The organism is Streptomyces sp. ATCC 21386 (genome assembly GCF_018728545.1).
GTDB lineage: Bacteria > Actinomycetota > Actinomycetes > Streptomycetales > Streptomycetaceae > Streptomyces.
Genome location: NZ_JAAVVL010000001.1, coordinates 4,494,505 through 4,520,666 on the forward strand (window position 1 = coordinate 4,494,505; position 26,162 = coordinate 4,520,666).

The following is a 26,162-nucleotide window of genomic DNA, read 5'->3' on the forward strand; positions in this document are numbered from 1 at the left end:
GTATGTGCCTTACCGGAACAGTGAGGTTCTCTTTACGGCGCTTTGTGTTGGTTCCTGCCGTTTTCCTTTGTTTCGCTGCTATTCTCCGCTCACCGCCGCAGGCGTCTCCCGCCAAGCGGCCCCCGTGTCAGCTTGGCCCCCCTAGGAGTGCGGTGTCACCCTTCTTGTCCCCGTCGGATACGTCTGCGGGCCGCGCCCCCTCCGGCGCGGGCCCGATCGGGCCCGCCGAGGACTGCCCCGATACCGTTCCCGAGAGCAGCGCGCTCGGTCACGTACTGCGCCGCCTCGCCCAGGAGGCCGCGTATCCGGACGCCCCGCACCTGGCCGAGTTCGAATCCTCCCTCGAGTGCGAAGCGCCGATGTAGTGACGCTCCCGCCGGTCCAGCCGAGTCACGCGTCCCTGCGCCAGTTCATCCTCAAAGTGCACAGCCGCTGCAACCTCGACTGCGACTACTGCTACGTCTACCACTCCGCCGACACCAGCTGGCAGGCCAAACCCCGGGTGATGGAGCCGGCCGTCGTCGAGCGGGTGGCGCGGCGGATCGCCGAGCACGCCGTGGCGCATCGGCTGCCCGATGTGCGGGTCGTGCTGCACGGCGGGGAGCCGCTGCTGCTCGGGGCAGGGCGGCTCGGGGAACTGCTCGGGGTTCTCGAACAGGGGCTGACGAAGGCGGCGGTGCCCGTCCGCTTCTCCCTCCAGACCAACGGCGTGCTCCTGACCCCCGACAACCTGGACGTGCTGCGGCGGTACCAGGTCGGCGTCAGCGTCAGCCTCGACGGCACGCGCGTCGCCCACGACCGGCATCGCGTCTTCCCGCAGGGCCGGGGCAGCCACGGGAGGGTGCTGGAGGGCCTCGCTCGGCTCGGAGCGCCCGAATCCCGGCACCTGTACGCGGGTCTGCTGTGCACGATCGACCTGGCCAACGACCCCGTGGAGACCTACGAGGCCCTGCTCGCCTCGCATCCTCCCCGCGTCGACCTCCTTCTGCCGCACGGCACTTGGGAGACCCCGCCCCCGGGTGTCGCCGAGCGCCGTCGGCGGATACCCGACGTCCCGCCCGTGACCGCTCACCCCAGGACGGTCCACCAGGAAGGCACACCGTACGCCGACTGGCTGCGGCGCGTGTTCGACCGTTGGTACGACGCGCCCGTACGGGAGACGGGCATCCGGCTCTTCGAAGAGCTGATGGCCGGCGTCCTCGGGGGCACGATGCGCACCGAGTCCGTCGGTCTGGCCCCGGCGACACTGGCCGTCGTCGAGACCGACGGCTCCATCGAGCAGTCCGACTCCCTCAAGGTCGCGTACGAGGGGGCGCCGGAGACGGGGCTCGACGTGTTCCGCCACAGCTTCGACGACGTCCTGGACGAGCCCATGGTCCGTCAGCGGCAGTCGGGCACCGGCGGACTGGGGGCGACGTGTGGACGCTGCCCCCTGGTCACCGTGTGCGGGGGCGGGCTCTTCGCCCACCGGTACGCCGCCGGCAGCGGCTTCCGCAATCCGTCCGTGTACTGCGCCGACCTGGCCGCGCTGATCCTGCACATCCGGGACCGCGTCCGGGCCGATCTCGCCGGGACGACGCGGGAGCTGCCCGAACTCGGCGTCAGGGCTACGTAGGGTAGGGTTTACCTGCGCGTTCACACGGAACACCGTGCCGAGCGCGACGGGACGTGGCGCAGCTTGGTAGCGCACTTGACTGGGGGTCAAGGGGTCGCAGGTTCAAATCCTGTCGTCCCGACTTGTGAAGCAGCAGGTCAGAGGTCATCTCCGATGGATCGGAGGTGGCCTCTTCGCCGTTTCCGGGGCACCGCGGCTGATGGATCCAAGCCGACGGATCGAAGCCGACGGATCGAAGCCGACGGATCGAAGCCGACGGATCGAAGCCGACGGATCGAAGCCGACGGATCGAAGCCGATGATCTGCTGCCTTATGTGCTTGATCTTCCTTTATGTCCTCTTTAGTGTTCGTCCGGGAGGGAGACGCTGCGAGGTCCCAATCCCGTGCCACCGTCCGGAAGCGAGGTGTGGAGCGCGTGCACGCGAGGTACGGCTGTCGGCCCGTTCCGGGGCGCAAGGGTCGCACGGGATGCCGCGGACGGAGGCGATGGCTGCGGGCCTTCGCCGTACTGCCGTTGCTGGCATCGGTGCTCGCCGCTTGCGGCGATGACGAGGGCTCCGGCAGACCCACTCTCGACTGGTACAACTTCCCGGACGACTCCGGTGCGCTCCAGAAGGCGGCCGACCGGTGCAGCCAGGCGTCGGGCGGCCGTTACAGGATCAGCTACCACAAGCTTCCGCGTGCCGCGGACGGTCAGCGCCAGCAGCTGGTCCGCAGACTCGCCGCCGAGGACGACTCGCTCGACATCCTGGGCCTGGACGTCACCTGGGCGGCGGAGTTCGCCGAGGCACGCTGGATCCGGGAGTGGACGGGGGCGGCGAAGCGGCAGGCCGTGGAGGGCACCCTGCGCGTACCGCTGCAGACCTCGACGTGGAAGGGCAAGCTGTACGCCGTCCCGTACAACACCAACACCCAACTCCTGTGGTACCGCAAGGACCTGGTGCCCACCCCACCCACGACCTGGGCCGAGATGCTGGACATGGCCGAGGCGCTCGCCAGGCAGGGCAAACCGCACTTCGTGGAGATCCAGGGCGCCCAGTACGAAGGGCTGACCGTCTGGTTCAACACACTGATCAACAGTGCGGGCGGCTCCATCCTCAATGCGAGCGCGACCGAGCCCTCGCTCGGTCCTCCTGCCGTGCGCGCCGCCGGGATCATGCGCGATCTGGCGAAGTCCGCGGCCGCGGACCCTTCCCTGCCCAACCAGATGGAGGACCAGAACCGCCTCGCCATGGAGTCGGGGACGGCCGCGTTCGAGCTCAACTACCCATTCGTCTATCCGTCGATGAAGGCGAACAACCCCGAGCTGTTCAAGAACTTCCGCTGGGCGCCGTACCCCCGGGTCGACGCCGGCCGCCCGGCACGGCCCACGATCGGCGGCATCGACCTGGCCGTGAGCGCCTACTCGCGCCACCCCGATCTGGCCTTCGAGGCGGCGCTGTGCCTGCGCAACCGGGAGAACCAGCTCGCCGCCGCGCTCGAGGGCGGTCTGCCCCCCACCTTGCGAGCCCTGTACGACGAGCCCGCGTTCATGAAGGAGTACCCCTTCTCCAAGGACGTGCTGGCCGCCCTGGAGTCGGCGAGCGTGCGCCCGATCACTCCGGTCTACCAGAACGTGTCGATCGCGGTCTCCCACACCCTGTCGCCGCCGTCCGGAATCGAACCGGAGAGCTCCGTCGACACCATCGGGGAGCAGATCGACGATGCCCTGCGATCCGAGGGTGTGATCCCGTGAACCACTGCCCACCGCACCACTCCGCCGGCCCGTGCCGCATCGCGCGGGCGTCGTACTCGGGCGGGCGGACATGAGCACGCGGGCGCGACCCGCCGGAGCGCCGACGCCCCCCGAGTCGGAGACGGGGCGGGTGAAGGCGGACCGGGCGGCGCTCTCGGCGGGTGCCCGGCAGGAGCGGCGTCTCGGCTGGCTGCTCTGCGCGCCCGCGGTCGTCGTCATGACGGCGGTGACCGCCTACCCCATCGGGTACGCCGTCTATCTCTCTCTCCAGCGGTACGACCTGCGCTTCCCCGGCCGGGCGGAGTTCGTGGGCCTGGACAACTACGGGGCGGTGCTCTCCTCGCCGTTCTGGTGGGACGCCTTCTGGGTCACGCTGTTCATCACAGCCGTGTCGGTGGCGATCGAACTGGTCCTCGGAATGGGGCTCGCCCTGGTGATGCACCGCACGATCTTCTGGCGCGGCGCCGTCCGCACGGCGGTCCTCGTCCCGTACGGGATCGTCACCGTGGTCGCCGCCTTCTCCTGGCAGTACGCCTGGACACCGGAACTCGGGTACCTCGCCGAGCTGTTGCCCAGCGGAGAGGCTCCGCTGACCGAACAGTGGCCCGCCCTCTGGCTGATCATCCTCGCCGAGGTGTGGAAGACGACGCCGTTCATGGCCCTGCTGCTGCTCGCGGGCCTCGCACTGGTCCCCGAGGAGACCTTGAAGGCGGCCATGGTGGACGGTGCCACCGCCTGGCAGCGGTTCACCAAGGTCATGCTGCCGCTCATGAAACCGGCGATCCTGGTGGCGCTGCTCTTCCGCACCCTGGACGCGTTCCGGATCTTCGACAACATCTACATCCTGACCGCGGGCGCCCAGGGGACCGGCTCCCTGTCGATCCTCGGGTACGACAACCTGTTCACCGCCCTGAACCTGGGCATCGGGTCGGCGATCTCGGTCCTGATCTTCATCTGCGTCGGGATCATCGCCTTCGCCTTCGTCAAGATGTTCGGCACGGCGGCGCCGGGCTCGGAGGTGCGGAACTGATGGCCGAGGCGGGAAAGACACATGCCGCCCGATGGGGTGTCATCAACCTGGTGGTGGTCCTGTACGCCCTGTTCCCGGTGTGGTGGATCGCCGCGCTGTCGTTCAAGGACCCCGCCACCCTCACGGACGGCGACTACATCCCCAGGGACTGGACCCTCGAGAACTACCGCGGCATCTTCGAGACCTCCGAGTTCACCCGCGCGCTGATCAACTCGATCGGAATCGCCCTGATCGCCACGGTGATCGCGGTGGCACTCGGCACCATGGCGGCCTACGCGGTGGCCCGGCTGCGCTTCCCCGGCAAGCGGGTGCTCATCGGCATGTCCCTGCTGATCGCCATGTTCCCCCCGATCTCCCTGGTGTCACCGCTGTTCAACATCGAGCGGATCATCGGGATCTTCGACACCTGGATCGGGCTGATCATCCCGTACATGACCTTCTCCCTGCCGCTGGCGATCTACACCCTGTCGGCGTTCTTCCGGGAGATCCCCTGGGATCTGGAGAAGGCCGCCAAGGTCGACGGGGCGACGCCCGCGCAGGCGTTCCGGATGGTCATCGTGCCGCTGGCCGCGCCGGGCGTGTTCACCACGGCCATTCTCGTGTTCATCTTCTGCTGGAACGACTTCCTGTTCGCGATCTCCCTGACGTCCACCGAGTCCGCGCGCACCGTACCGGCCGCGATCGCGTTCTTCACCGGAAGCTCCCAGTTCCAGCAGCCCACAGGATCGATCGCCGCCGCCGCTGTGGTCATCACCATCCCGATCATCGTTTTCGTCCTGTTCTTCCAGCGGCGCATCGTCGCCGGACTGACCTCCGGGGCGGTCAAGGGGTGAACGGGCAGACCGCGGTGGACGGGCCCCCGGTCCGGGACACGGACAGCGGTACTCGGACCCGGAAGGCATGAAGGCAAGGAGGCACCAGCCATGGCCGAGATCATCCTCGAGGGAGTCACCAAGCGCTTTCCCGACGGGGCCGTCGCCGTGCGGGACGTGGACATCGAGATCGCCGACGGCGAGTTCGTGATCCTGGTCGGTCCGTCGGGATGCGGCAAGTCCACCACCCTGAACATGATCGCCGGACTCGAGGACATCACCGAGGGCACCCTGCGCATCGGCGACCGAGTCGTCAACGACCTGGCCCCCAAGGAACGCGATGTCGCCATGGTGTTCCAGAGCTATGCCCTGTACCCGCACATGAACGTCCGGGAGAACATGGGCTTTCCGCTGCGTCTGGCCAAGGTGGACAAGGCCACCATCGACGCCAAGGTGACGGAGGCCGCCCGGATCCTCGACCTCGCCGATCACCTGGAACGCAAACCCGCCAACCTCTCGGGCGGACAGCGTCAGCGGGTGGCCATGGGGCGGGCCATCGTCCGTGACCCCAAGGCGTTTCTGATGGACGAGCCGCTCTCCAACCTGGACGCCAAACTCCGGGTGCAGATGCGCACCCAGATCTCCCGGCTGCAGCGGCGCCTCGGCACGACCACCGTGTACGTCACCCACGACCAGACCGAGGCGATGACGCTCGGCGACCGCGTCGTCGTCATGCGACAGGGACTGGTCCAGCAGATCGGCACACCGGCCGACCTGTACGACCTGCCGCGCAACATCTTCGTCGCGGGCTTCATCGGCTCCCCGGCGATGAACTTCCTGAACGCCACCCTGGAGGGCGGTGCCCTGCGCTCGTCCCTGGGCGACCTGACCCTCGACGACCGTACAAGGCAGGCCCTGGAACGTCAGAACGCGCCCCGCGAGGTCATCGTCGGGCTGCGGCCGGAGGCGTTCGAGGACGCGGCCCTCTCGCCCGACCGGGACCGGACGGGCCCGGTCTTCACCGCCACCGTGGAGGTGTTGGAGTCACTGGGATCCGACGCGTACGTCTACTTCACGGCCGAGGGCGGGCCCGCGACGACCACCGAACTGGAGGAACTCGCCAAGGACTCGGGCCTGCGCGACACCGGCGCCGACACCCACAACATCGTGGCCCGACTGGACGCCGCCACGCGTGCCCGCGAGGGCGAACCGGTGCAGTTGCGGGTCGACATGGCCAAGGCTCATGTGTTCGACCCGGTGACCGGAGCGAATCTCACGCATCCGACGAGGGAGAGAGCGGACTGACGACGCGGCAGGCGGAGGCGGCACGCGGCGGCAGGACCGAAGCCGTACCGGTGCGACCGGTACGGCTTTGTCCGTTCAGGAGGAAGGCTCCGAGGAAGAGGGCCCCGAGGAGGGCTTTGAGGAGGGCTTCGAGGAGGAGGACTCGGTGTACGCGCGCTCGCAGTAGGGCCAGTCACCGAAGTCGCCCGCGCGTTTCCACAGGCGGTGGGCCGCCTGGATGTTCCACTCCGGTTCCAGGGCCTTGCGCGGTGTGCCGCCGAGTTCGCGCAGCCGGGTGTCGGAGATCTGGAAGACGCCCCAGTTCCTGGTGCCGTTGGTGTTCGGCAGGATGTGGAGAGGGTCGAGGAAGGACTGGCAGTCGGCGATGGCGACCGCGTGCTCGGGGTCCTCCGCGAACACCTGCCGGACGCGTTCGCGTACCTTCTTCGGCGACCAGCTCCGGATGCGCACCTTCGGGTCGTAGAGCGCCTGCTTGGTCCGCAGGCCGACCACGCCGTCCGGGTCGAGGCCGTGCAGCACCTGGAACGCGGTGACGCGGCGCAGGGTCTGCGGTCCGAAGGAGCTGTCCACGGAGATGTCCGCGCCGGCCGCGGCGAGCAGTCGCTGCACCTCCTTGACGCAGGTGTCGTGCTGCCCCATGCCGACCGGTTCCGCGCACGCGGCGGAGAACAGCAGGCGTCCGTCCTCCGCGTTCTCGGCGGCGGCCCGCTGACGGGTCGCCAGCGTGATCCAGGTCCCGCCGGCCACCAGCAGGAGAAAGCACAGACCGAGGATCGGCAGCGCACGCCGGCGCCAGGGGGTGACCGTCACCGACCCGGCCTGCGCCCCCGCGCTCCCGGCCGCCGTCGGCACCGTCCCGGCCGCGGTGGCCGCGCTCCCGGCCGCCGGAGGTGCGGTCTCGGCCTCGGTCGCCACGGCCTCAGTCGCCGGAGGTGCGGTCTCGGCCGACGAGGCCACGGTCCCGGCCGTCGACAGCACGGTCCGGGCCGCCACAGGCCCGGCTTCAGCCGTCGCCGTCGACTCGGATTCCCTCGCCGCCACCCCGGGCTCCGCGACCGCCGTCGGAGCCGGTTCCGTCCCGTCCGGTCTCGTGGTGGGCCGACCCGCGTCCGGAGCCTTCCCCTCCCCTTCCGCTTTCCCTTCCCCCTCGGCTTCCCTCTCGCCTTCGCCCTCGGCGGGCATCCGGCTCATGTCGGCCACTGCCCAGAGCCGGTGGAGTTCTCGTAGTTCGGTCGGGGAGGCTCCGCAGACCAACGCGAAGCGGTGCACAGGGCCGTAGTCCGGCGGCACGTACGAACCCGAGCAGTAGCGGTGGAGGGAGGATCTGCTGCTGCCGGTGCGTTGCGCGAGCGCCTCGTAACTCAGGCCAGACCGCTCCTTCAACGACCGCAGGAACGCCGCGAATCGTTCCGGATCGACGGTGGCTTTCACAAGGTCCCCTAGTAATCGGTCAGTTGGAGATCGGACCCTAGAGCATTTTCACCCCGTGCGCATCTTGTGTTCGCCGTGTGCGTGTTCGGTGCACGCCTCACCGGATGTCCCACCGGCGTCCCAGAGCCACGGAAACGCCCAGGCAGCGCGGACGACGGCATCCCACTCTCCCGTGACCTGCGGTTTTCCTTGCCGCGCCGGCTCCCTCGTCGCCAGAGTCTGCGGTGCTCGCCGGGCCCCGGTCCGGCAACTCGAAGAGAGGACTCCCATGAGCTTGCGCACACGATTCAAGCTGGCCGCCTGCACCGTCGGCGTCGTGGCCACGGCCACCCTCGCGCTCGGGACCACGCCGGCCGCCGCGAGCGGGACGTACAGCGGGCTCGCCTACGTCTACGGTGCCGACAGCTACACCGACGACTGGGGCAACGAGGGCATCCTGTCGACCGGCACCAACACCAACTCCAACGCCACCTGCCTGTGGCAGAAGATCCTCTGGGCGGACGGCTTCCTCGACTCCGCCGCGCACATCGACGGCAAGTTCGGCTCCCGGACCAAGGCCGCGACCGAGGACCTCCAGAGGTACTTCGCCCTCGGTGTCGACGGATCGGTCGGCCAGGAGACCTTCGGCCACATGGACAAGTGGCTCTACTTCGTTTCCGGCAGCACCGCCGACGGTCACACCGCGAACCTCCGCTACGACGGGATCGTGCGCGACTTCAACCTCAGCCGCAACGCGGACGGCAACTACAGCTTCCCCGACGGCGACGGCAACACGCGGCTCGCCGGCTACAACTACCTGTCCTGCACCTGAGCCTCCTGCGCGTCCGACGGCGCCCGACCGCGGCCAGGGGGGTGCCGCGGTCGGGCTCAACCGCCTCCGTCGAGGTCGTCACGGCGGCGTAGCACCCGCAACTCGCTGCCGGCGAACTCCATTTCGTAGAGCTTGCCCCGGGCGTTCTCGAAGGGGCGGTGGACGATCAACATCAACCGCCCGTCGAACGTGCGGAACAGCATGCCGTGGCCGCTGTCCTCCCGGACCAGCGGCCGCCGTTGGTCCCACGGCCCGGTGAGGTCGCCCGACCTGGAGACCGCGTAGGTCTGTACGTAGCCGCCGCTGATCGTGCCGTCGTCACCGGCCACGTTCTTCTCGTACGTCGACCACAGCATCAGCAGGGAGCCGTCGGGCGTCCGGTACAGCTGGGGGCCGTCGGTGATGTACGGCGCGAGCTGGTGCGGCACTCCGCCGGGGATCTGGTCGGTGAGCCAGGACGCGTCGGAGGCCTTGAACAGGAAGACCGGGTTCCCGAGAGTGCGGGCCAGATCCGGGGCCAGCCGGATCGCCTCCACCGTGCCGTCGACGGTCTGCAGCCACTCGTGCGCGTAGACCATCCAGGGCTGCCCGGCCGCGTCGACGTACAGCGTGCCGTCGAGAGTCATGAGGTGCTCGGGCGGGGTGGGACGCGTGGGGTCCACGACGGTGAACGGGCCCAGCAGCGAGTCGGACACCGCGGTGACCGTGCCGCGCATATGGTTCGGGAGCTGGAAAGGCGTGCCGTACCGGCCGGCCGGTGGCACCTTGAGCGGCTTCCCCTCGTCGTGCAGCGTGGTGAACAGGTAGTACCTGCCGTCCCACGCGTGCACCTCCGGCGCCCACGCGCCGTCCGTCGCCCAGATTCCCTCCTGCTCGGCCGTCCGGAACACCACGACCGGCCGCGTCCAGTCCCGCAGATCGGTGCTGCGGTAGACCATCGTGCCGGTCCCGTCCACACCCGAGACGGCAGGATCGTTGGACGTGTAGAGGTGATACGTACGGGTCTCGGCGTCGGCGACGACGAACGGATCGTGCAGCGGCATGTCAGGAAGCCGCAGGTCCGCGAGGCGAATGGGTTCGGTTTCGGTCACGGCCGAAGGATAGTGACCGGAGATCGGCCAGCGAAGGGCGTTGACTTCGCGTGCGCTTCAAGTTGAAGACTCCCCTTCGGGCCCGAGAGCCGGGCGGAACGGGAGACGGCAGCATGAAGTACCGCACGATAGGCAGTGATCCGGCGACCCGCCGCGAGGTGAGCGTGCTCGCGCTCGGCGCGATGCTGTTCGGCTCGCGGACGGACGAGAAGACCTCCTTCGCCCTGCTCGACCGCTATGTCGAGGCGGGCGGGAACTTCATCGACACGTCCGACAACTACGCGTTCTGGATCGACGGCGGACAGGGCGGCCAGAGCGAGGAACTGCTCGGCCGGTGGCGGCGCAGCCGGGGCGTCGGCGAGGAGATCGTCATCGCCACCAAGCTCGGCGCCCGCCCCCTCGCACCCGGCACCGGGTACGTCGACAACGCCGAGGGCCTGTCGGCGAAGGTGATCCGGGAATCGGCCGAACGCAGCCGGGAACGCCTCGGCGTGGAGCGGCTGGACCTGCTCTACGCCCACATCGAGGACCGTACGGTGACGGCGCGGGAGACCGTCGAGGGGTTCGCGGAACTCGTCGCCGAGGGCCGCGGTCGGACTGCTCGGCGCGAGCAACCACGCCGTCTGGCGGGTGGAGCGGGCCCGCGCCCTCGCCGCTGCGGCCGGGCTGCCCGGCTACGAGGTGCTCCAGTACCACCACAGCCATCTGCGCCCGCGCACCGACGTCCCCAGCGATCTCTGGGCCGACGGCACCCTCGGCGCGGCCACCGCCGAACTGCTGAGCTATCTGGAGGCCGAGCCCGGCCTCACCCTGGTCGCCTACTCGCCCCTGCTCAAGGGCGGTTACGTACGGCCGGACACCCTTCCGTCGGACTACGACCATCCCGGCACCCCCGCCCGGCTGAAGGTGCTGGGCCAGGTGGCACGGGAGACCGGAGCGACCGTCAACCAGGTGGTGCTGGCCTGGCAGTTGAGCGGCCGGTTCCCGATCGTCCCGCTGGCGGGGGTGTCGTCGCTCGACCAACTGGAGGAGAACCTGGGCGCGGTGGAGCTGGAGCTGACGGAGGAGCAGCGGGCCCGGCTGGACGCCGCACACTAGTGCCGCGACAGGCAACGTTCGCACCGTCGCGACGCCCGGCACGCTCCCCCAGTCTCGGCTTCGCTCGACCGGGAGGTGCCCCCACCGCCGCACCGGGCACAAACCCAAGTACATCCAGTACGAGGACTTCCGGCCGGCACGCCGAGGGCACGCACCAGACGCCGCTCCTTCTCCCACGGAGATCCATCAGAAGGGCCCTAGCCGTGTCCGGGTCAGCCCTGGCTGACGTTGGCCGTGAGCAGCCGCAGCAACTGCTTGGCCATGGTGTGCTGTTCGGGGGACAGCCCCATGGCCTCGCCGATGTCCACGGGGACGGTCCGGGCCCGCTCCTCCAGCCGGGCGCCGGCGTCGGTGAGGCGGATGGAGACGGAGCGCTCGTCGTCCGTACGGCGCTCGCGGCGCAGCAGGCCGGCGGCCTCCAGGCGCTTCAGGAGCGGGGAGAGGGTGCTGGACTCCAGCTGGAGCGCCGTGCCCAGGTCCCGCACGGAGATCGAGTCCTGCTCCCAGAGCACCAGCATGACCAGGTACTGCGGATAGGTCAGCCCCAGCTCGTCCAGCAGGGGCCGGTAGCGGGCGGTCACCGCGCGCGAGGCGGCATACAGGGCGAAACAGAGCTGGTCGTCCAGGAGCAGTGTGTGCCCCCGGGTCGGTTCCGCCCCGGCAGCGGTCGCGATGTCGCCGGCTGTGCTCACGGTGTCGCTCCTCGGTCCCGTGCTCTCGCATGACGATCTCCCACCCTACCCGCGGGTCATCCCACTCTATCGGGCGCTAAGGGATCGAGCGAGAGTTAATCGTGCACGTATTGATTGTGCACGATTTAATTGAGCGCTACTGTCTTGCTTGTGCCACCCATACGGCGAAGGGCATGGCCCCAACCTGCCCGCCGCACCCGTCGCACCTCTCGCGAGGAGATCGTCATGACCGAGTCCACCGCCCCCCGTCCTGTCCTCGAACCCGCCGCCGCGGCCTTCGTCGAGGCGACCGCGAACCCGCCGTACCTCTTCGACCTCGGGCCGGTCGAGGGCCGCAAGGTCGTCGACGAGGTGCAGTCGGGCGACATCGCGAAGCCGGCGGTGGACGAGGAGTGGGTGACCGTGTCGGGCGGGCCCACCGGCGAGGTCAGGGCCCGTGTCGTCCGCCCGGCGGGCGTCGGGGGCGTGCTGCCGGTGATCCTCTACATCCACGGCGCGGGCTGGGTGTTCGGCAACGCCCACACCCACGACCGTCTGGTGCGCGAGCTGGCCGTGGGCGCGCGGGCCGCGGTCGTCTTCCCCGAGTACGATCTCTCGCCCGAGGCCCGCTATCCGGTGGCCGTCGAGCAGAACTACGCGGTGGCCCGCTGGATCGTCGCCGAGGGTGCCGGCCGGGGGCTCGACGCCACCCGGATCGCCGTGGCCGGTGACTCCGTCGGCGGCAACATGACCGCCGCGCTGACCCTGATGGCCAAGGAGCGGAGCGATGTGCCCCTGGTCCAGCAGGTGCTCTTCTACCCGGTCACCGACGCGGCCTTCGACACCGGTTCCTACCGCCGCTTCGCCGAGGGCTACTTCCTGCGGCGTGACGCCATGCGGTGGTTCTGGGACCAGTACACGACCGGCGAGGAGGAGCGCGCCGAGATCACCGCCTCACCGCTGCGCGCCACGGCGGAGCAGCTGCGGGGGCTGCCGCCGGCCCTCGTGATCACCGCCGAGGCCGACGTCCTGCGCGACGAGGGCGAGGCGTACGCCGACAAGCTCCGCGAGGCCGGGGTGCCGGTGACCGCCGTGCGCTACCAGGGGATCATCCACGACTTCGTCATGCTGAACGCCCTGCGCGGGACGCACGCGGCCGAGGCCGCCATCGGCCAGGCGATCGCCACCCTGCGCACGGCGCTCGGCACGGTCTGACCGTCGTACGCCCCCGCGACAGCACGCCGCCCCGGCCGGGAGTGATCCCGGCCGGGGCGGCGGTGTGCGGACCGGAGGGTTCGCACGGGGTTACGGCGAGGCTCAGGCGAAGTTCGCCAGCGCCTCGTTCCAGGTGGCCGACGGGCGCATGACCGAGGCGGCCTTGGCCGGGTCGGGCTGGTAGTAGCCGCCGATGTCGGCCGGCTTGCCCTGGACGGCGATCAGCTCGTCGACGATTCGCTGCTCGTTCGTCGTGAGGGTCTCGGCGAGCGGGGCGAACGCCTTGGCCAGGTCGGCGTCGTCGGTCTGGGCGGCCAGCTCCTGGGCCCAGTACAGGGACAGGTAGAAGTGGCTGCCGCGGTTGTCGATGCCGCCGACGCGACGCGAGGGGGACTTGTCCTCGTTGAGGAAGGTCGCCGTGGCGCGGTCCAGGGTGTCGGCGAGGACCTTGGCCTTGGTGTTGCCGGTGGTCGTCGCGTACTGCTCCAGGGAGGGGACCAGGGCGAAGAACTCGCCGAGCGAGTCCCAGCGCAGGTAGTCCTCCTTGACCAGCTGCTGGACGTGCTTCGGGGCGGAGCCGCCGGCGCCCGTCTCGAAGAGGCCGCCGCCCGCCATGAGCGGGACGACCGACAGCATCTTGGCGCTGGTGCCCAGCTCCAGGATCGGGAACAGGTCGGTGAGGTAGTCGCGCAGCACGTTGCCGGTGACCGAGATGGTGTTCTCGCCGCGGCGGATGCGCTCCACCGACAGCTTGGTGGCCTCGACCGGGGCGAGGATACGGATGTCCAGGCCCTCGGTGTCGTGCTCCGGCAGATAGGCGTTGACCTTGGCGATCAGGTTGGCGTCGTGCGCGCGGGTCTCGTCCAGCCAGAACACGGCCGGGTCGCCGGTGGCGCGGGCACGGGTGACGGCCAGCTTGACCCAGTCACGGATCGGGTCGTCCTTGGTCTGGCAGGCGCGGAAGATGTCACCGGCGGAGACCGTCTGCTCGATCACGACGTTGCCGGCCTGGTCGACGAGGCGGACCGTGCCGGTGGTCGGGATCTCGAAGGTCTTGTCGTGGGAGCCGTACTCCTCGGCCTTCTGCGCCATGAGGCCGACGTTCGGGACGGAGCCCATGGTCGACGGGTCGTAGGCGCCGTTGGCGCGGCAGTCGTCGACGACGACCTGGTAGACACCGGAGTACGAGGAGTCCGGGAGCACCGCGAGGGTGTCGGCCTCCTGGCCGTCCGGGCCCCACATGTGACCGGAGGTGCGGATCATGGCCGGCATCGAGGCGTCGACGATGACGTCGGACGGCACGTGCAGGTTGGTGATGCCCTTGTCGGAGTCGACCATCGCCAGGGCCGGACCCTCGGCGAGCTCGGCGTCGAAGGAGGCCTTGATCTCGGCGCCCTCCGGCAGGGCCTCCAGACCCTTGTAGATGCCGCCCAGACCGTCGTTCGGGGACAGGCCGGCCGCGGCCAGCGTCTCGCCGTACTTCGCGAAGGTCTTCGGGAAGAAGGCGCGCACCACGTGACCGAAGACGATCGGGTCGGAGACCTTCATCATCGTGGCCTTGAGGTGCACGGAGAACAGGACGCCCTCGGCCTTGGCGCGGGCGACCTGCGCGGTCAGGAACTCGCGCAGCGCGGCGACGCGCATCACGGAGGCGTCGACGACCTCGCCCGCGAGGACGGGTACGGACTCGCGCAGCACGGTGGTGGAGCCGTCGTCGCCGACCAGCTCGATCTTCAGCGAGCCGGCCTCGGAGATCACCGCGGACTTCTCGGTGGAGCGGAAGTCGTTCTCGCCCATGGTCGCGACGTTCGTCTTGGAGTCGGCGGACCAGGCACCCATGCGGTGCGGGTGGGTCTTGGCGTAGTTCTTGACCGAGGCGGGGGCGCGGCGGTCCGAGTTGCCCTCACGCAGGACCGGGTTCACGGCGGAACCCTTGATCTTGTCGTAGCGGGCGCGGATCTCGCGCTCCTCGTCGGACTTCGGGTCGTCCGGGTAGTCCGGCAGCGCGTAGCCCTGGCCCTGCAGCTCGGCGATCGCGGCCTTCAGCTGGGGGATCGACGCCGAGATGTTCGGCAGCTTGATGATGTTCGCCGCGGGCGTCTTGGCCAGCTCGCCCAGCTCGGAGAGGGCGTCGGGGATGCGCTGGCCCTCCTCCAGGTACTCCGGGAAGACGGCGATGATGCGCCCGGCCAGCGAGATGTCACGGGTCTCGACGGAGACACCGGCCTGCGAGGCGTACGCCTTGATCACGGGCAGGAACGAGTGGGTCGCCAGGGCGGGCGCCTCGTCAGTGTGCGTATAGATGATGGTCGAGTCAGTCACCGGGTGCTCCGCTCCACGTCTGCAACATTGCTCGACATCAAGATATCTCGTACCGGGGAGGTACTCGACAGGGGGCGGGGAGAGGGGCGCGTTGTCGGGTGACCGTGCGCGGGGCTGAAGAGCAGGGGGCGCAGCCCCCGCTCTTCAGGGGCGCGGGGAACTGCGCGAGAAGCCCCACCGGGCCCGCACCCGATCACCGTCCCTCACGGCGCCACGTCGACGGCGGTCCCTCGCTGATGAGGGATCTCCACGCTCCCCCCACCCGTCTGGAGCGTGATCGCCCGGCGCGGCACCGGCACGCTGATCCCCTCGGCCCGGTACCGCCTGTGCAGGCGCTTGATGAACTCGTGCTTGATCCGGTACTGGTCGCTGAACTCCCCGACCCCCAGGATCACGGTCATCCCGATGCGCGAGTCACCGAACGTGTGGAACCGCACGGCAGGCTCGTGGTCGGGAACCGCGCCCTCGACCTCCTTCATCGTCTCGGCGATGACCTCGTTGGTGACCCGCTCGACGTGCTCCAGGTCGCTGTCGTAGCCGACACCCACCTGCACCAGCAGGGTCATGTCCTGCTCGGGCTGGTTGAAGTTGGTCATGTTGGTGCCGGCGAGCTGGCCGTTGGGGATGATCACCAGGTTGTTGGAGAGCGACTTGATCGTCGTCTGGCGCCAGTTGATGTCGACGACATAGCCCTCCTCGCCGCTGCTCAGCTTGATGTAGTCGCCCGGCTGGACCGTCTTCGAGGCGAGGATGTGGATGCCCGCGAAAAGGTTGGCGAGGGTGTCCTGGAGTGCCAGCGCCACCGCAAGACCGCCGACACCGAGGGCGGTGACCAGCGGAGCCACGGGGATGCCCAGGGTCTGGAGGATCACCAGGACGCCGATCGCGAGGACCGTGACCCGGGTGATGTTCACGAAGATCGTGACCGAGCCCGCGACACCGGCCCGGGACTGGGCGAGCGTGCGCACCAGACCGGCGATCACCCGGGCCGCCGTGACCGTGGCGACGAGGATGAACAGCACCGTCAGTGACTGGTTCACGTTGTGCTGCACGGTCTTGGTCAGCGGCAGCACCGCCCCGGCGGCGGCCGCCCCGCCGACGAACGCGCTCCACGGCACCAGCGAACGCAGCGTGTCGACGATGACGTCGTCACCGCTCCAGCGGGTCTTCGTCGCGTGACCACCCAGCCAGCGCAGCAGCAGCCGCAGCAGGAACGCGGCCAACAGGCCCGCGACCAGGATGATTCCGGCCACGAGACAGTCGTCGAGGGTGAGGGTCCGGGTCATCGCTCGCCTCCCGTGGGACGCGGGGAGCGGCCGGGGAACCGTATGTCGTGTCCCGAGGGCCGTATGTGATGTGTCGTCACCTTGCCACCTGCTCGAATCAAGAGTGCGTGTTCTCGCCCGCCCCGACGCGTGTACGACGTCGGGCGCGATCGCTCATCCTGCCGTATCCGCACGGCTGATCGGCACCGGACCTGCGCGGATCGGCCGACGAGGGCCCCCGCGCCTCCGGGAATGTCCGGATGTGCTCGGCGGTACGACAGCTTCCTCCTCAGATCACCTTCAGCCGGACCAGCGCGCCGAGCGTCAACGCCCCCGGCAGCAACGGAAGCCAGAGCGTGACGATCCGGAACGCCAGCACCACCGCCGTCACCACGGCCACGGGGCCACCGGCCGCCACCAGCGCGACCACGAGCGCGGCCTCCACCGAACCGAGGCCGCCCGGCGTGGGGACGACGGCAACCGCGACGGTGGCGGCGAGATAGGCGAGCGCCATGTGCGTCACCGGGACGCGGAGCCCCAACGCCAGCCCCACGGTGACCAGTACGCCCGCCTGGAGCGCGGGGAACGCCAGCGAGCCGCCCCACAGCGCCAGCACCCGTGCCGGTCGCGCGTGCACCGCGCGGGCCTCGCCCAGCGCGGTGCGGACGAAACCGAACACGGCCGCACGCAGCCGCCGTACCAGGAACACCGCGGCCACGGCGCCGCACCCGACGACAACCGCCGTCACCAGCAGGGGAGTCGGGGTGCCGACGGGCAGGAGCGGGCCGATGCGCAGCGCCCGGGGGAACGCCACCAGCAGGGCCAGCAGCAGGCCGACCCGGGCGACGGACTCCGCCAGCAGATACAGCGCGAGCGCAGCCGACGAACGGGACAGGGGCACCCCGCACACCGTCATGAACCGCAGGTTCACCGCGCTCGCGCCCAGACCCGTCGGCAGCAGATGGTTCGCCGCGCCCGCCGCGAACTGGGTGGCCAGCAACCGCCCGGCGGGCAATCGCTCGACGAGCGCCCCCTGCCGCGTCACGGCCGCCGCGACCCAGGTCAGACAGGTCACGCCGGCCGCCGCGACCAGCCACGGCCACCGCGCGGTCGCGAGATGCCCGAAGCCCTCGACGAGTACGGAACGGTGCCGCACGGCGACCACCAGGACCAGCGCGAGGGGGAGCAGGCAGAGGATCCGCCGCACCGGAACACGGTGGGTGAGCGGTCGTGGGAGCTGTGTCGCAGTCACACCGCAAGAGACTCTCCGCGCCCGGCCAACAGGGGGTTGCGGGCGCGCGGACGGCGGTCGACCGGCGGCGGACTTCACCGCACCCGGGCGTGCGCCGAAATACGGTTGACCTCAACTTTGGTCGAGGTTCTAGCTTCTTCCCCATGAGTATGGAGACCACCGCCTGGACCCAGTTGCAGGGCATGATGACCGCCCAGCGGCACAGCCGCCCCCTCGCCCGGACCACGCTACGGCGCGTCGGAGCCTTCGCCCGTCCACATCGTCGCCGTATCGCGTGGTTCGTCGGCATCGGCGTCGTGACCGCGCTGCTCGCCGTGGCGACGCCGGTGCTCGCGGGGAACGTCGTGGACGTGATCGTCTCGGGCGGGGACGAGAACCACGTCGTCCGTCTTGCCGTGCTCATCGCCGTCATCGCCGTCGCCGAGGCGGCGCTCGGACTCGTGGGCCGACGCCTGTCGGCGACGCTCGGCGAGGGCCTCATCCTCGATCTGCGGACCGCCGTCTTCGATCATGTGCAGCGCATGCCGGTCGCGTTCTTCACACGTACTCGTACGGGAGCGCTCGTCAGTCGTCTCAACAACGACGTCATCGGCGCCCAACGCGCTTTCAGCAACACCCTGTCCGGAGTGGTCGGCAACGTGGTCACGCTGCTGCTCACCCTCGCCGTGATGCTCACGCTCTCCTGGCAGATCACCCTGCTCTCCCTGGTCCTGCTGCCCGTCTTCGTGGTCCCCGCCCGGCGCATGGGCCGGCGCATGGCCCGGCTCCAGCGGGAGGCGGCCGACCTCAACGCGGCCATGGGCACCCGGATGACCGAGCGCTTCTCCGCACCCGGCGCCACCCTGGTCAAACTCTTCGGCCGGCCCGACGACGAGTCCGCCGAATTCGCGATGCGGGCCCGCCGGGTACGGGACATCGGCATCCGCACGGCGATGGCACAGTCGGCGTTCATCACCGCCCTCACCCTCGTCTCGGCCCTCGCGCTCGCCCTGGTGTACGGCCTCGGCGGCTGGTTCGCGCTGCGCGGCACCCTGGACGCGGGCGCGATCGTGTCCCTGGCCCTGCTGCTGACCCGGCTCTACGCCCCGCTGACCGCGCTGGCCGGGGCGCGCGTCGAGGTCATGAGCGCCCTGGTGAGCTTCGAGCGCGTCTTCGAGGTACTGGACCTCAAGCCGCTCATCGAGGAGAAACCGGACGCCCGCGAGGTTCCCGAGGGCCCGGTGGCCGTCGAGTTCGACGACGTCCGCTTCGGCTACCCCTCCGCCGAAAAGGTCTCCCTCGCCTCATTGGAGGAGGTCGCCTCGCTCGACACCCGGGGCGGCACCGAGGTCCTGCACGGCGTCTCCTTCCGCGCCGAGCCCGGCCAGACCGTCGCCCTCGTGGGCTCCTCCGGCGCCGGCAAGTCCACCGTCGCCCAACTGCTGCCCCGGCTCTACGACGCGGACGCCGGCACGGTCCGGATCGGCGGCGTCGACGTCCGCGACCTCAGCGCGGCGTCGCTGCGCGGCACCCTCGGCATGGTCACCCAGGACGGCCACCTCTTCCACGACACCGTCCGCGCCAACCTGCTCCTCGCCCGCCCCGACGCCGGCGACGAGGACCTGTGGGACGTCCTGCGCCGGGCCCGCCTCGACGACCTGGTGCGCTCGCTGCCCGACGCCCTCGACACCGTCGTCGGCGAGCGCGGCTACCGCCTCTCGGGCGGCGAACGGCAGCGCATGACGATCGCCCGGCTGCTCCTGGCCCGTCAGCGCATCGTCGTCCTCGACGAAGCCACCGCACACCTCGACAACACCTCGGAGGCCGCCGTGCAGGAGGCGCTCGCCGAGGCGCTGGAGGGCAGGACCGCCGTGGTCATCGCCCACCGCCTGTCGACCGTGCGGACCGCCGACCAGATCCTCGTCGTCGAGGCGGGCCGGATCGTGGAGCGCGGCCGGCACGAGGAACTGCTCGCGGCGGACGGACGGTACGCGGAGCTGTACCGCACCCAGTTCGCGAGGCCGACGGACCACGACCCCGAGTCACAAGCACCGGTGGCGGCGGTCTAGAAACCCGCGTTTCCCGGGGTTCAGCCCTCGACGCCGGTCGTCGCGTGGGCGGCGCCGACCGGCTTGGACTCCGGGGAACCGCGCTGGCGCAGATAGAACGAGAGGATCGCCATGGAGGATGGTGAGGAACTCGGACTGCCAGTTCTGCATCACGTCGACCGCGAAGTCCGACGACGTCACGTACTCGCCGAGCGAGATCCGCTGGAGGTCCTCCGCGGCGAGCTGGTTGTCGAAGTCGGCGTGACCGGCGAACGCCTGGCCGACCAGGGCGAGGGCGAACAGCGCCAGGAAGGTGAGCCCCAGGCCGTTGTCCCGGAGGAACCGCCGTACGGATCCGGTCATCGGTGCAGCACCCCCAGGGCGACGCAGTAGGCCAGACCGCCCGCGATCACCAGCAGGCACAGGGCGAACATGACGCGCACGACTCCCTCAGTCACCCTTCAGCAGGCACCGGTAGGGCCGCTCGGGACGCGGGGCGCACCCGGCGGCGAGGACCTTCCAGCCGTCGGAGAACCGCGACAGGAACAAGGTGTCCGCCGAGAACTCCACCCGGGCCTGGCGTCCGGCGACATCGACGCCCTCGACCTCGTCCTCGGCCGCCGCGACGAACGGAACGCCCTCCTCCCGAATTGCCTCCTCGCACGGCGTCCCCGAGGACTGCTCGAGCTCGTCCCGGACAGCCGGCGCCAGCACCGCGCACACGGCGGCCCCGTCCTCCGCGCCCAGCGCCCGCTCGAAGCCGACGGCCGCGTCCCGGGCCGCTGTTCGCCGCTGCTCGACCGATCCGCAGCCGGCCGTCAGCAGCACCACGGCACCCGCCGCGACGCCCCATCGCCACCGCCACGGCATCCGGGACGTCTCGTCCGGCCGTCCGCCACCCATGTCGAGGGACGGTAACCCCGCCGCCGGACCCGCACCCGGGTGCCGCGCGCCGGGGCCCGCCCGTCGTCCCCCGGCCGGGGCCAACCGGCCGCTACGAACCCGCCCCGCCCGCGCCGCGCTCCCCGTCCACCGGCAGCCGGTACACGGCGAAGGCACGCCGGATCACCGGCTGGGCGACATTGCGCACCCGCACCCCACCGCTGGTGATGCCGTGCTCGGTGCCCAGGTGGGCGTGGCCGTGGACGGCGAGGTCGGCACCGGACTCGTCCATCGCCTCGGCCAGCAGGTAGCTGCCCAGGAACGGATAGATCTCCAGCGGTTCACCGACGAGTGTGTCCGGTACGGGGGAGAAGTGGGTGAGCGCGATACGGACGGTGCAGCCGTCCTGCGCCAACTCGTCCAGCGCGCGGCGCAGACCGTCCGCGAGCCCTCGGGTGTGACGGACGAAGGCCTTCATCTCGGGCTCGCCGAACTCGCTGCCGCTGCGCCCCGCGAAACCGCCGCCGAACCCCTTGGTCCCGGCGACCCCTACCCGTACGCCGTCGACCGGGACGACGGTGGCCTCGCCCTCCAGCACGGTCACCCCCGCGTCCCGCAGTACGGCCGTCACGTCCTCGGGGCGCTCGGCGTGGTGGTCGTGGTTGCCGAGGACGGCGATCACCGGCACCGGCAGCCCCGCCACCTCGTCGGCGACGACCCGCGCCTCCTCCGGCGTGCCGTGCCGGGTCAGGTCCCCGGCGAGCAGCAGCAGGTCGGCGTGGTCGGGCAGGGTGTCGAACGCCGGGCGGAGCAGGCCCCGGCTGTCCGGCCCCAGATGGATGTCCCCGACGGCCGCGACCCGGATCACGACAGCTCCTCGGGACGGTCCGGGGCGGTGACGTCGGCCAGCGTGATGTCCGCCCGTACGGGCACGCCGGGCAGCTCCTCCGCCGCCAGCCGCAGGATCGCCTCACGGTCGGCCGCGGTGGACGCCGTACCGGTGATGTGCACGGCGTCGCCCCGCGCCTCGATCCGCATCCCGAGCTCGGCCAGATCACTCCGGGCGAGCCGCTCCTCCAAGTGGGCTATGCGGTACTCGGTGTGCGCCGGCGGGTGTGGGTGTTCCGGGCCGTTCGGGCCGTTCGTCCGCGGGTGGTCATGTCCTGTCGCCATCGCCGGTCTCCTCCGGCTCGATCACGTTGAGGCGCTCCAGCAGGAAGAGGAACGCGGCCGGCATCGGCTCGTCACCGCACTCCTGGCGCACCCGGCCCCAGTCGATCTTCTCGCGCAGGGTCCGGGCGAGCGGCAGCACGGCACCGAAGTCGCAGTAGTGCTCGGAGAACGCCAGCAGACGCCCGATGAGCAGGTCCGTCACCGCCAGCACGGGCATCCACACGGACTGGACCGACAGCACCTCCGCCCGGTCCAGCAGCTCACGGCTGACCGGAGCCCGCGACGGCCGGAAGATCAGATCGACCTCCTGGCCCTGGCTCCGGGTCTTCACCAGCCAGTCCTCGGGCGGCTCGACCACGCTCAGCCCGGCCGCCTCCAGCGTGCGGGTGACCGCCCCGACGTCCTCCGGCAGCACACAGAAGTCGACGTCGTGCTGGAGCGTCTCCGGGCCGCCGTGGGCGTACACCGCGACGCCGCCCGCCAGCGCGAAGGGATGCCCACCGGCCTTGAGCAGCGAAGCGACCTCCTTGGCCGCTTCGAGGATGGCCTGGGTCCGATCGGGAGGGAGCCCGTCGTCGTCCGGGCCGGCGAGATCGCCCATGCCTTCCACGATAGTGCGACCCAGGCCGATGGCCAGACGTGCGCACACCTTCACCCTGCGTCATCGCGGCCGGTGAAGGTCATGACGCTCGCACAGGAGGGACGAGCGTGTCCCGGACCCCCGGCACTGTTGGGCACTGCGGAGCGGAGCGGAACACAGTGCCGCGGATCCGGGACATGCGCGGAAGGTGCCGCCTACTCGGCGATCCGGGTACGGCCGACCCACCGGAAGGTCGGGTTCTCGGATCCCTCACCGTCGCCGGCCCTCGACGGCGCCGGACGGACGGTCTCGAAGTGTTCGTAGCCATTGCCGTAACGAATCTTGATCTTCTCGTCCGAGAAGATCACCTCGTCCAGTTCGGTGAGATCGACCGTCCCGGACAACTCGTGGGGACCGCCCTCCAGCTGTACGGAGCTCAGCGCGATGGCGGAGGAATCGTGGGTGACTCTGCGCATGGGCCTCCTCTCGTCTCGCACCGATTCTTCGTCGCACCGCGGTCCCCGGCCACCCCTGAAGTCCCCTATATATCGGCCTGTTGGACCACGATCCCCCCAGAGGCTCGAAGGGGGTCTTAGGGGTAGCCGCGGCAGAACCCGGGCTCCCTGTCGTCGGGCGATGCGGCGGACGTGACGACTCCGTCGGGGGCATGCGGGTGCTGTTCGACGGCATCCCGTCGCACATCGATCGGCTGTCACTTCGGGGCGAAGGAAAGCCTGGCCGGTCCGGAAGGAAGTATGGACGTGGTCGGCTGAAGCCCTCTAGCCTTGTCGGTGTACCGTCATGGTCGTCGATGTGACCCGACAGCGCGGTAACCATCGACTTCTCCTGCTTCCGAGCTGTTGCCCCCGCTCGGCATAGTGGCCTGCCGAAGCACACCCGGCGGGCCGAAGCGACGCATCCCGCTACGGCATCGGCGCGGCAGCGCGCGCCCCAAGCCTGGCAGCCACCTGTTCAGGAAGGGGACCGCATTGTCATGTTCGCGAAAATAAAGAGGGCTCCCGCGCGTTGGCCGGCCATCGGTTCGGCTCTGCTCCTGATCGCGGCCGTTCTCACAGCGGCCTTGTCCAGTGCGACCCCGGCCTCGGCGCACCCGATCAACGGCGCCGACTTCCAGCAGGTCCAACTGGCCCGCGGGGTCGCGGAGGTCGGTGAGCCGATGTCGCTGGCCGTACTCGCCGACCGGTCGGTGCTGCACACCGCTCGCAACGGGACCGTGCGCCGCACGGACGCGGGCGGCACCACCACGGTGATCGGCAACATCCCCGTGTACGCGCACGACGAGGACGGCCTGCAGGGCATCGGCATCGACCCGGGCTTCGCCACCAACCGGCACATCTACCTCTACTACGCCCCGCCGCTGTCCACGCCGGGAGGCGACGCACCGACCACCGGCAGCAACTGGTCGGCGTGGCAAGGCGTCAACCGGCTCTCCCGCTTCACGCTCAACGCCGACTTCACGCTCAACCAGTCCAGCAAGGTGGACATCCTCGACGTGGCGGCCGACCGGGGTATCTGCTGCCACGCCGGCGGGGACATCGACTTCGACGCGGCAGGCAACCTGTACCTGTCCACCGGCGACGACACCAACCCGTTCGAGTCCGCCGGATACTCCCCGCTCGACGAACGGACCAACCGCAACCCGGCGTTCGACGCGCAGCGCACCGCCGCCAACACCAACGACCTGCGCGGCAAGATCTTACGGATCAAGGTGAACGAGAACGGGTCGTACTCGATCCCGGCAGGCAACTTGTTCCCGGCCGGCACGGCCAGGACCCGCCCGGAGATCTACGCGATGGGCCTGCGCAACCCGTTCCGGATGAGCGTGGACAAGGCCACCGGCATCGTCTACGTCGGCGACTACGGCCCCGACGCCGGCTCCACCTCGGCGCGCGGGCCGCAGGGCCAGGTCGAGTTCAACCGCGTCACCGGCCCGGGCAACTACGGCTGGCCCTACTGCACCGGCACGAACACGAGCTCCGAGACGTACGCCGAGTGGGACTTCGCCGCCAACTCGGCGGGCGCGAAGTACAACTGCTCGGGCGGGCCGACGAACAACTCGCCCCGCAACACCGGCCTGAGCGTGCTGCCCGCAGCGAAGCCCGCCTGGATCCGGTACGGCGGCGACGCCGGCAGCCCGTCGGCGTTCGGCGGCGGCTCGGAATCGCCGATGGCGGGCCCGGTGTACCGCTACGACCCCGCCGTCACCGCGCCCACGAAGTTCCCCCAGTCGTTCGACGGGCAGTTCTTCGCCACGGAGTTCGGCCGCGGCTGGATCAAGCCGATCCACCTCAACACCGACGGCACCCCGGGGACCATCGACAGCTTCCCCTGGACCGGCAAACAGGTCATCGACTCGGCGTTCGGACCGGACGGCTCCTACTACGTGCTGGACTACGGCTCCGGGTTCTACCAGGGCGACCAGTACTCCGCCCTGTACCGCTTCGACTACGTCGGCGCCGGCAACCGCGCGCCGACGGCAGTGGCCGGCGCCAACCGGACCTCCGGCACGGCACCGCTGACCGTGACGTTCTCCTCGGCCGGCTCGTCCGACCCCGAGGGCGGGGCACTGACCTATGCGTGGAGCTTCGGTGACGGCACCAGCTCCACCGCCCCCAACCCCACGAAGACATACAGCACGAACGGCGAATACACGGCCACGCTGACCGTGCGCGACCCACAAGGTGCCACCGGCACCGCCGATGTGCGGATCACCGTCGGCAACACCGCGCCGACCGTGACCATCAACAGCCCCGCTGCGGGGGAGATCTTCGCCTTCGGCGACACCGTGCCGTTCAGTGTCACCGTGACGGATCCGGAGGACGGCACGGTCGACTGCGCCAGGGTCAAGATGACGTACATCGTCGGTCACGACAGCCATGGCCACCCGGTCACCTCGAAGACCGGTTGTTCCGGCACCATCACCATCCCGGTCGACGGTGAGCACGACGACGCGGCGAACATCTTCGGGGTCTTCGACGCCGAGTACACCGACGACGACGGGCTCACCACGCACACGCAGCACACCCTGCAACCGAAGCACCGGCAGGCCGAGCACCACAAGACATCGTCCGGCGTCACCACCTACGACAAGTCGCCCGCCGAGGGCGGCAAGTCCGTCGGCGACATCGAGAACGGCGACTGGATCGCGTTCGAGCCGTACAGGCTGAGCAACGCCACGTCATTCAGCGCCCGGGTGGCGTCAGCCGGCGCGGGCGGCACCCTTCAGGTCCGCGCAGGCTCGCCGACCGGCACCGTCCTCGGCTCCGCCACCGTCCCGGTCACCGGCTCGTGGACGACGTTCACCACTGTCAACGGCACGGTCTCCGGGGCACCGGCCGGCACCACGACGCTCTACCTGACCTTCGCCGGCGGTTCCGGATTCCTCTTCGACGTCGACGCGTTCACCTTCGAGACCGGCGGCGGCCCGGCCCCTGGCGCGGGTCCGGTCACCGGGCTGGCGGGCAAGTGTCTGGATGTCCGCAACGGCGGTTCGGCGGACGGGACGGCGGTGCAGATCTCGTCGTGCACGGGTTCGGCGGGGCAGCGGTGGACGGTGGCGCCGGGGTCGACGGTCAAGGCGCTGGGCAAGTGCCTGGACGTCAGTGGCAACGGCACGGCGGACGGCACGAGGGTCGTGCTGTGGTCCTGCAACGGGGGCGCCAACCAGAACTGGCAGGCGAACGCGGACGGTTCACTGCGCAATCCGCGGTCGGGCAAGTGCCTGGACGTGTCGGGCGCCAACTCGGCGGACGGCACCCTCGTGCAGCTGTGGACCTGCAACGGCGGAGCCAACCAGAAGTGGACCCTGCCGTGATCCCTGTCACCG

General features: G+C 70.1%; 22 protein-coding genes, 1 tRNA gene and 2 pseudogenes. 12 read left to right on the forward strand and 13 right to left on the reverse strand.

What is annotated here, in order from left to right; all coding sequences use genetic code 11:
• The first annotated feature begins 152 nt into the window (after positions 1 to 152).
• The 7 genes from GWK25_RS19200 to GWK25_RS19230 all read left to right on the forward strand — a co-directional run bounded on the left by GWK25_RS19200 (position 153) and on the right by GWK25_RS19230 (position 6,497).
• Positions 153 to 365: a hypothetical protein gene (locus GWK25_RS19200; RefSeq protein WP_215451792.1), complete on the forward strand. Its 213-nt coding sequence runs from the start codon at positions 153 to 155 to the stop codon at positions 363 to 365.
• Positions 347 to 1,615, forward strand: a complete 1,269-nt coding sequence (locus tag GWK25_RS19205; RefSeq protein WP_308404265.1) for an FxsB family cyclophane-forming radical SAM/SPASM peptide maturase — start codon at positions 347 to 349, stop codon at positions 1,613 to 1,615. Before GWK25_RS19200 ends, GWK25_RS19205 begins: the two co-directional genes overlap by 19 nt.
• Positions 1,616 to 1,662: 47 nt before the next feature.
• Positions 1,663 to 1,736, forward strand: a tRNA-Pro gene (locus GWK25_RS19210).
• A gap of 393 nt (positions 1,737 to 2,129) precedes the next feature.
• Entirely contained in the window at positions 2,130 to 3,350 is a 1,221-nt protein-coding gene (locus GWK25_RS19215) for an ABC transporter substrate-binding protein (protein WP_251828924.1), read from the forward strand.
• Positions 3,351 to 3,420: 70 nt separating this feature from the next.
• Positions 3,421 to 4,380: a carbohydrate ABC transporter permease gene (locus GWK25_RS19220; protein WP_251828925.1), complete on the forward strand. Its 960-nt coding sequence runs from the start codon at positions 3,421 to 3,423 to the stop codon at positions 4,378 to 4,380.
• Positions 4,380 to 5,213 (forward strand): carbohydrate ABC transporter permease, encoded by an 834-nt coding sequence (locus GWK25_RS19225; protein ID WP_184902218.1) that lies wholly within the window; start codon positions 4,380 to 4,382, stop codon positions 5,211 to 5,213. Before GWK25_RS19220 ends, GWK25_RS19225 begins: the two co-directional genes overlap by 1 nt.
• Before the next feature lie 90 nt (positions 5,214 to 5,303).
• Complete coding sequence (locus tag GWK25_RS19230; protein ID WP_215451793.1) at positions 5,304 to 6,497, forward strand: ABC transporter ATP-binding protein; 1,194 nt, start codon at positions 5,304 to 5,306, stop codon at positions 6,495 to 6,497.
• Positions 6,498 to 6,572: 75 nt separating this feature from the next.
• Here the strand turns inward: GWK25_RS19230 and GWK25_RS43550 are convergent, their stop codons facing one another.
• Entirely contained in the window at positions 6,573 to 7,928 is a 1,356-nt protein-coding gene (locus GWK25_RS43550; RefSeq protein ID WP_308404266.1) for a helix-turn-helix domain-containing protein, read from the reverse strand.
• Positions 7,929 to 8,196: 268 nt separating this feature from the next.
• Between GWK25_RS43550 and GWK25_RS19245 the strand changes: the two genes are divergently transcribed.
• Positions 8,197 to 8,739, forward strand: coding sequence for a peptidoglycan-binding protein (locus GWK25_RS19245; protein ID WP_215451794.1), 543 nt, complete (start codon positions 8,197 to 8,199; stop codon positions 8,737 to 8,739).
• 56 nt (positions 8,740 to 8,795) lie between these two features.
• Here the strand turns inward: GWK25_RS19245 and GWK25_RS19250 are convergent, their stop codons facing one another.
• Positions 8,796 to 9,830: a glycoside hydrolase family 43 protein gene (locus GWK25_RS19250; protein ID WP_374200622.1), complete on the reverse strand. Its 1,035-nt coding sequence runs from the start codon at positions 9,828 to 9,830 to the stop codon at positions 8,796 to 8,798.
• A 113-nt stretch (positions 9,831 to 9,943) separates the two neighbouring features.
• Here GWK25_RS19250 and GWK25_RS19255 point away from each other — a divergent pair.
• Positions 9,944 to 10,928, forward strand: a pseudogene (locus GWK25_RS19255) (aldo/keto reductase).
• A gap of 212 nt (positions 10,929 to 11,140) precedes the next feature.
• Here the strand turns inward: GWK25_RS19255 and GWK25_RS19260 are convergent.
• A complete protein-coding gene (locus GWK25_RS19260) occupies positions 11,141 to 11,620 on the reverse strand; it encodes a MarR family transcriptional regulator (RefSeq protein ID WP_308010910.1) in 480 nt (159 codons plus the stop codon).
• 225 nt (positions 11,621 to 11,845) lie between these two features.
• Here GWK25_RS19260 and GWK25_RS19265 point away from each other — a divergent pair, with 225 nt between their 5' ends.
• On the forward strand, positions 11,846 to 12,814 hold the full coding sequence (locus tag GWK25_RS19265) for an alpha/beta hydrolase (protein WP_215451795.1): 969 nt from the start codon (positions 11,846 to 11,848) through the stop codon (positions 12,812 to 12,814).
• A gap of 102 nt (positions 12,815 to 12,916) precedes the next feature.
• Here the strand turns inward: GWK25_RS19265 and GWK25_RS19270 are convergent, their stop codons facing one another.
• The 3 genes from GWK25_RS19270 to GWK25_RS19280 all read right to left on the reverse strand — a co-directional run bounded on the left by GWK25_RS19270 (position 12,917) and on the right by GWK25_RS19280 (position 17,653).
• Positions 12,917 to 15,136, reverse strand: coding sequence for an NADP-dependent isocitrate dehydrogenase (locus tag GWK25_RS19270; RefSeq protein ID WP_215451796.1), 2,220 nt, complete (start codon positions 15,134 to 15,136; stop codon positions 12,917 to 12,919).
• A 203-nt stretch (positions 15,137 to 15,339) separates the two neighbouring features.
• Positions 15,340 to 16,422: a mechanosensitive ion channel family protein gene (locus GWK25_RS19275; protein WP_215451797.1), complete on the reverse strand. Its 1,083-nt coding sequence runs from the start codon at positions 16,420 to 16,422 to the stop codon at positions 15,340 to 15,342.
• Positions 16,423 to 16,690: 268 nt separating this feature from the next.
• Positions 16,691 to 17,653, reverse strand: a complete 963-nt coding sequence (locus GWK25_RS19280; protein WP_215451798.1) for a lysylphosphatidylglycerol synthase domain-containing protein — start codon at positions 17,651 to 17,653, stop codon at positions 16,691 to 16,693.
• 149 nt (positions 17,654 to 17,802) lie between these two features.
• Here GWK25_RS19280 and GWK25_RS19285 point away from each other — a divergent pair, with 149 nt between their 5' ends.
• The gene (locus tag GWK25_RS19285; protein WP_215457446.1) at positions 17,803 to 19,701 is read left to right on the forward strand and encodes an ABC transporter ATP-binding protein; all 1,899 of its coding nucleotides are present in this window, start codon (positions 17,803 to 17,805) and stop codon (positions 19,699 to 19,701) included.
• Between the two features lie 20 nt (positions 19,702 to 19,721).
• Here GWK25_RS19285 and GWK25_RS44765 read toward each other — a convergent pair whose 3' ends face one another.
• From GWK25_RS44765 to GWK25_RS19315, 7 genes and pseudogenes are all read right to left on the reverse strand, one after another.
• Positions 19,722 to 19,814: a DUF6766 family protein gene (locus GWK25_RS44765; protein ID WP_374200693.1), complete on the reverse strand. Its 93-nt coding sequence runs from the start codon at positions 19,812 to 19,814 to the stop codon at positions 19,722 to 19,724.
• Between the two features lie 64 nt (positions 19,815 to 19,878).
• Positions 19,879 to 20,043, reverse strand: a pseudogene (locus tag GWK25_RS44770) (DUF6766 family protein); the annotation flags it as partial.
• A gap of 87 nt (positions 20,044 to 20,130) precedes the next feature.
• A complete protein-coding gene (locus tag GWK25_RS19295) occupies positions 20,131 to 20,583 on the reverse strand; it encodes a hypothetical protein (RefSeq protein WP_251828927.1) in 453 nt (150 codons plus the stop codon).
• A gap of 91 nt (positions 20,584 to 20,674) precedes the next feature.
• A complete protein-coding gene (locus GWK25_RS19300) occupies positions 20,675 to 21,430 on the reverse strand; it encodes a metallophosphoesterase (RefSeq protein WP_215451799.1) in 756 nt (251 codons plus the stop codon).
• Complete coding sequence (locus GWK25_RS19305; protein WP_251828928.1) at positions 21,427 to 21,735, reverse strand: BON domain-containing protein; 309 nt, start codon at positions 21,733 to 21,735, stop codon at positions 21,427 to 21,429. Before GWK25_RS19305 ends, GWK25_RS19300 begins: the two co-directional genes overlap by 4 nt.
• Complete coding sequence (locus tag GWK25_RS19310) at positions 21,719 to 22,336, reverse strand: nucleotidyltransferase family protein (protein WP_215451800.1); 618 nt, start codon at positions 22,334 to 22,336, stop codon at positions 21,719 to 21,721. Before GWK25_RS19310 ends, GWK25_RS19305 begins: the two co-directional genes overlap by 17 nt.
• 194 nt (positions 22,337 to 22,530) lie before the next feature.
• Entirely contained in the window at positions 22,531 to 22,791 is a 261-nt protein-coding gene (locus GWK25_RS19315; RefSeq protein ID WP_215451801.1) for a DUF5988 family protein, read from the reverse strand.
• Between the two features lie 518 nt (positions 22,792 to 23,309).
• On the opposite strand from GWK25_RS19315, the gene GWK25_RS19320 reads away from it, so the two are divergent.
• Positions 23,310 to 26,150: an RICIN domain-containing protein gene (locus GWK25_RS19320; protein ID WP_215451802.1), complete on the forward strand. Its 2,841-nt coding sequence runs from the start codon at positions 23,310 to 23,312 to the stop codon at positions 26,148 to 26,150.
• Positions 26,151 to 26,162 lie beyond the last annotated feature (12 nt).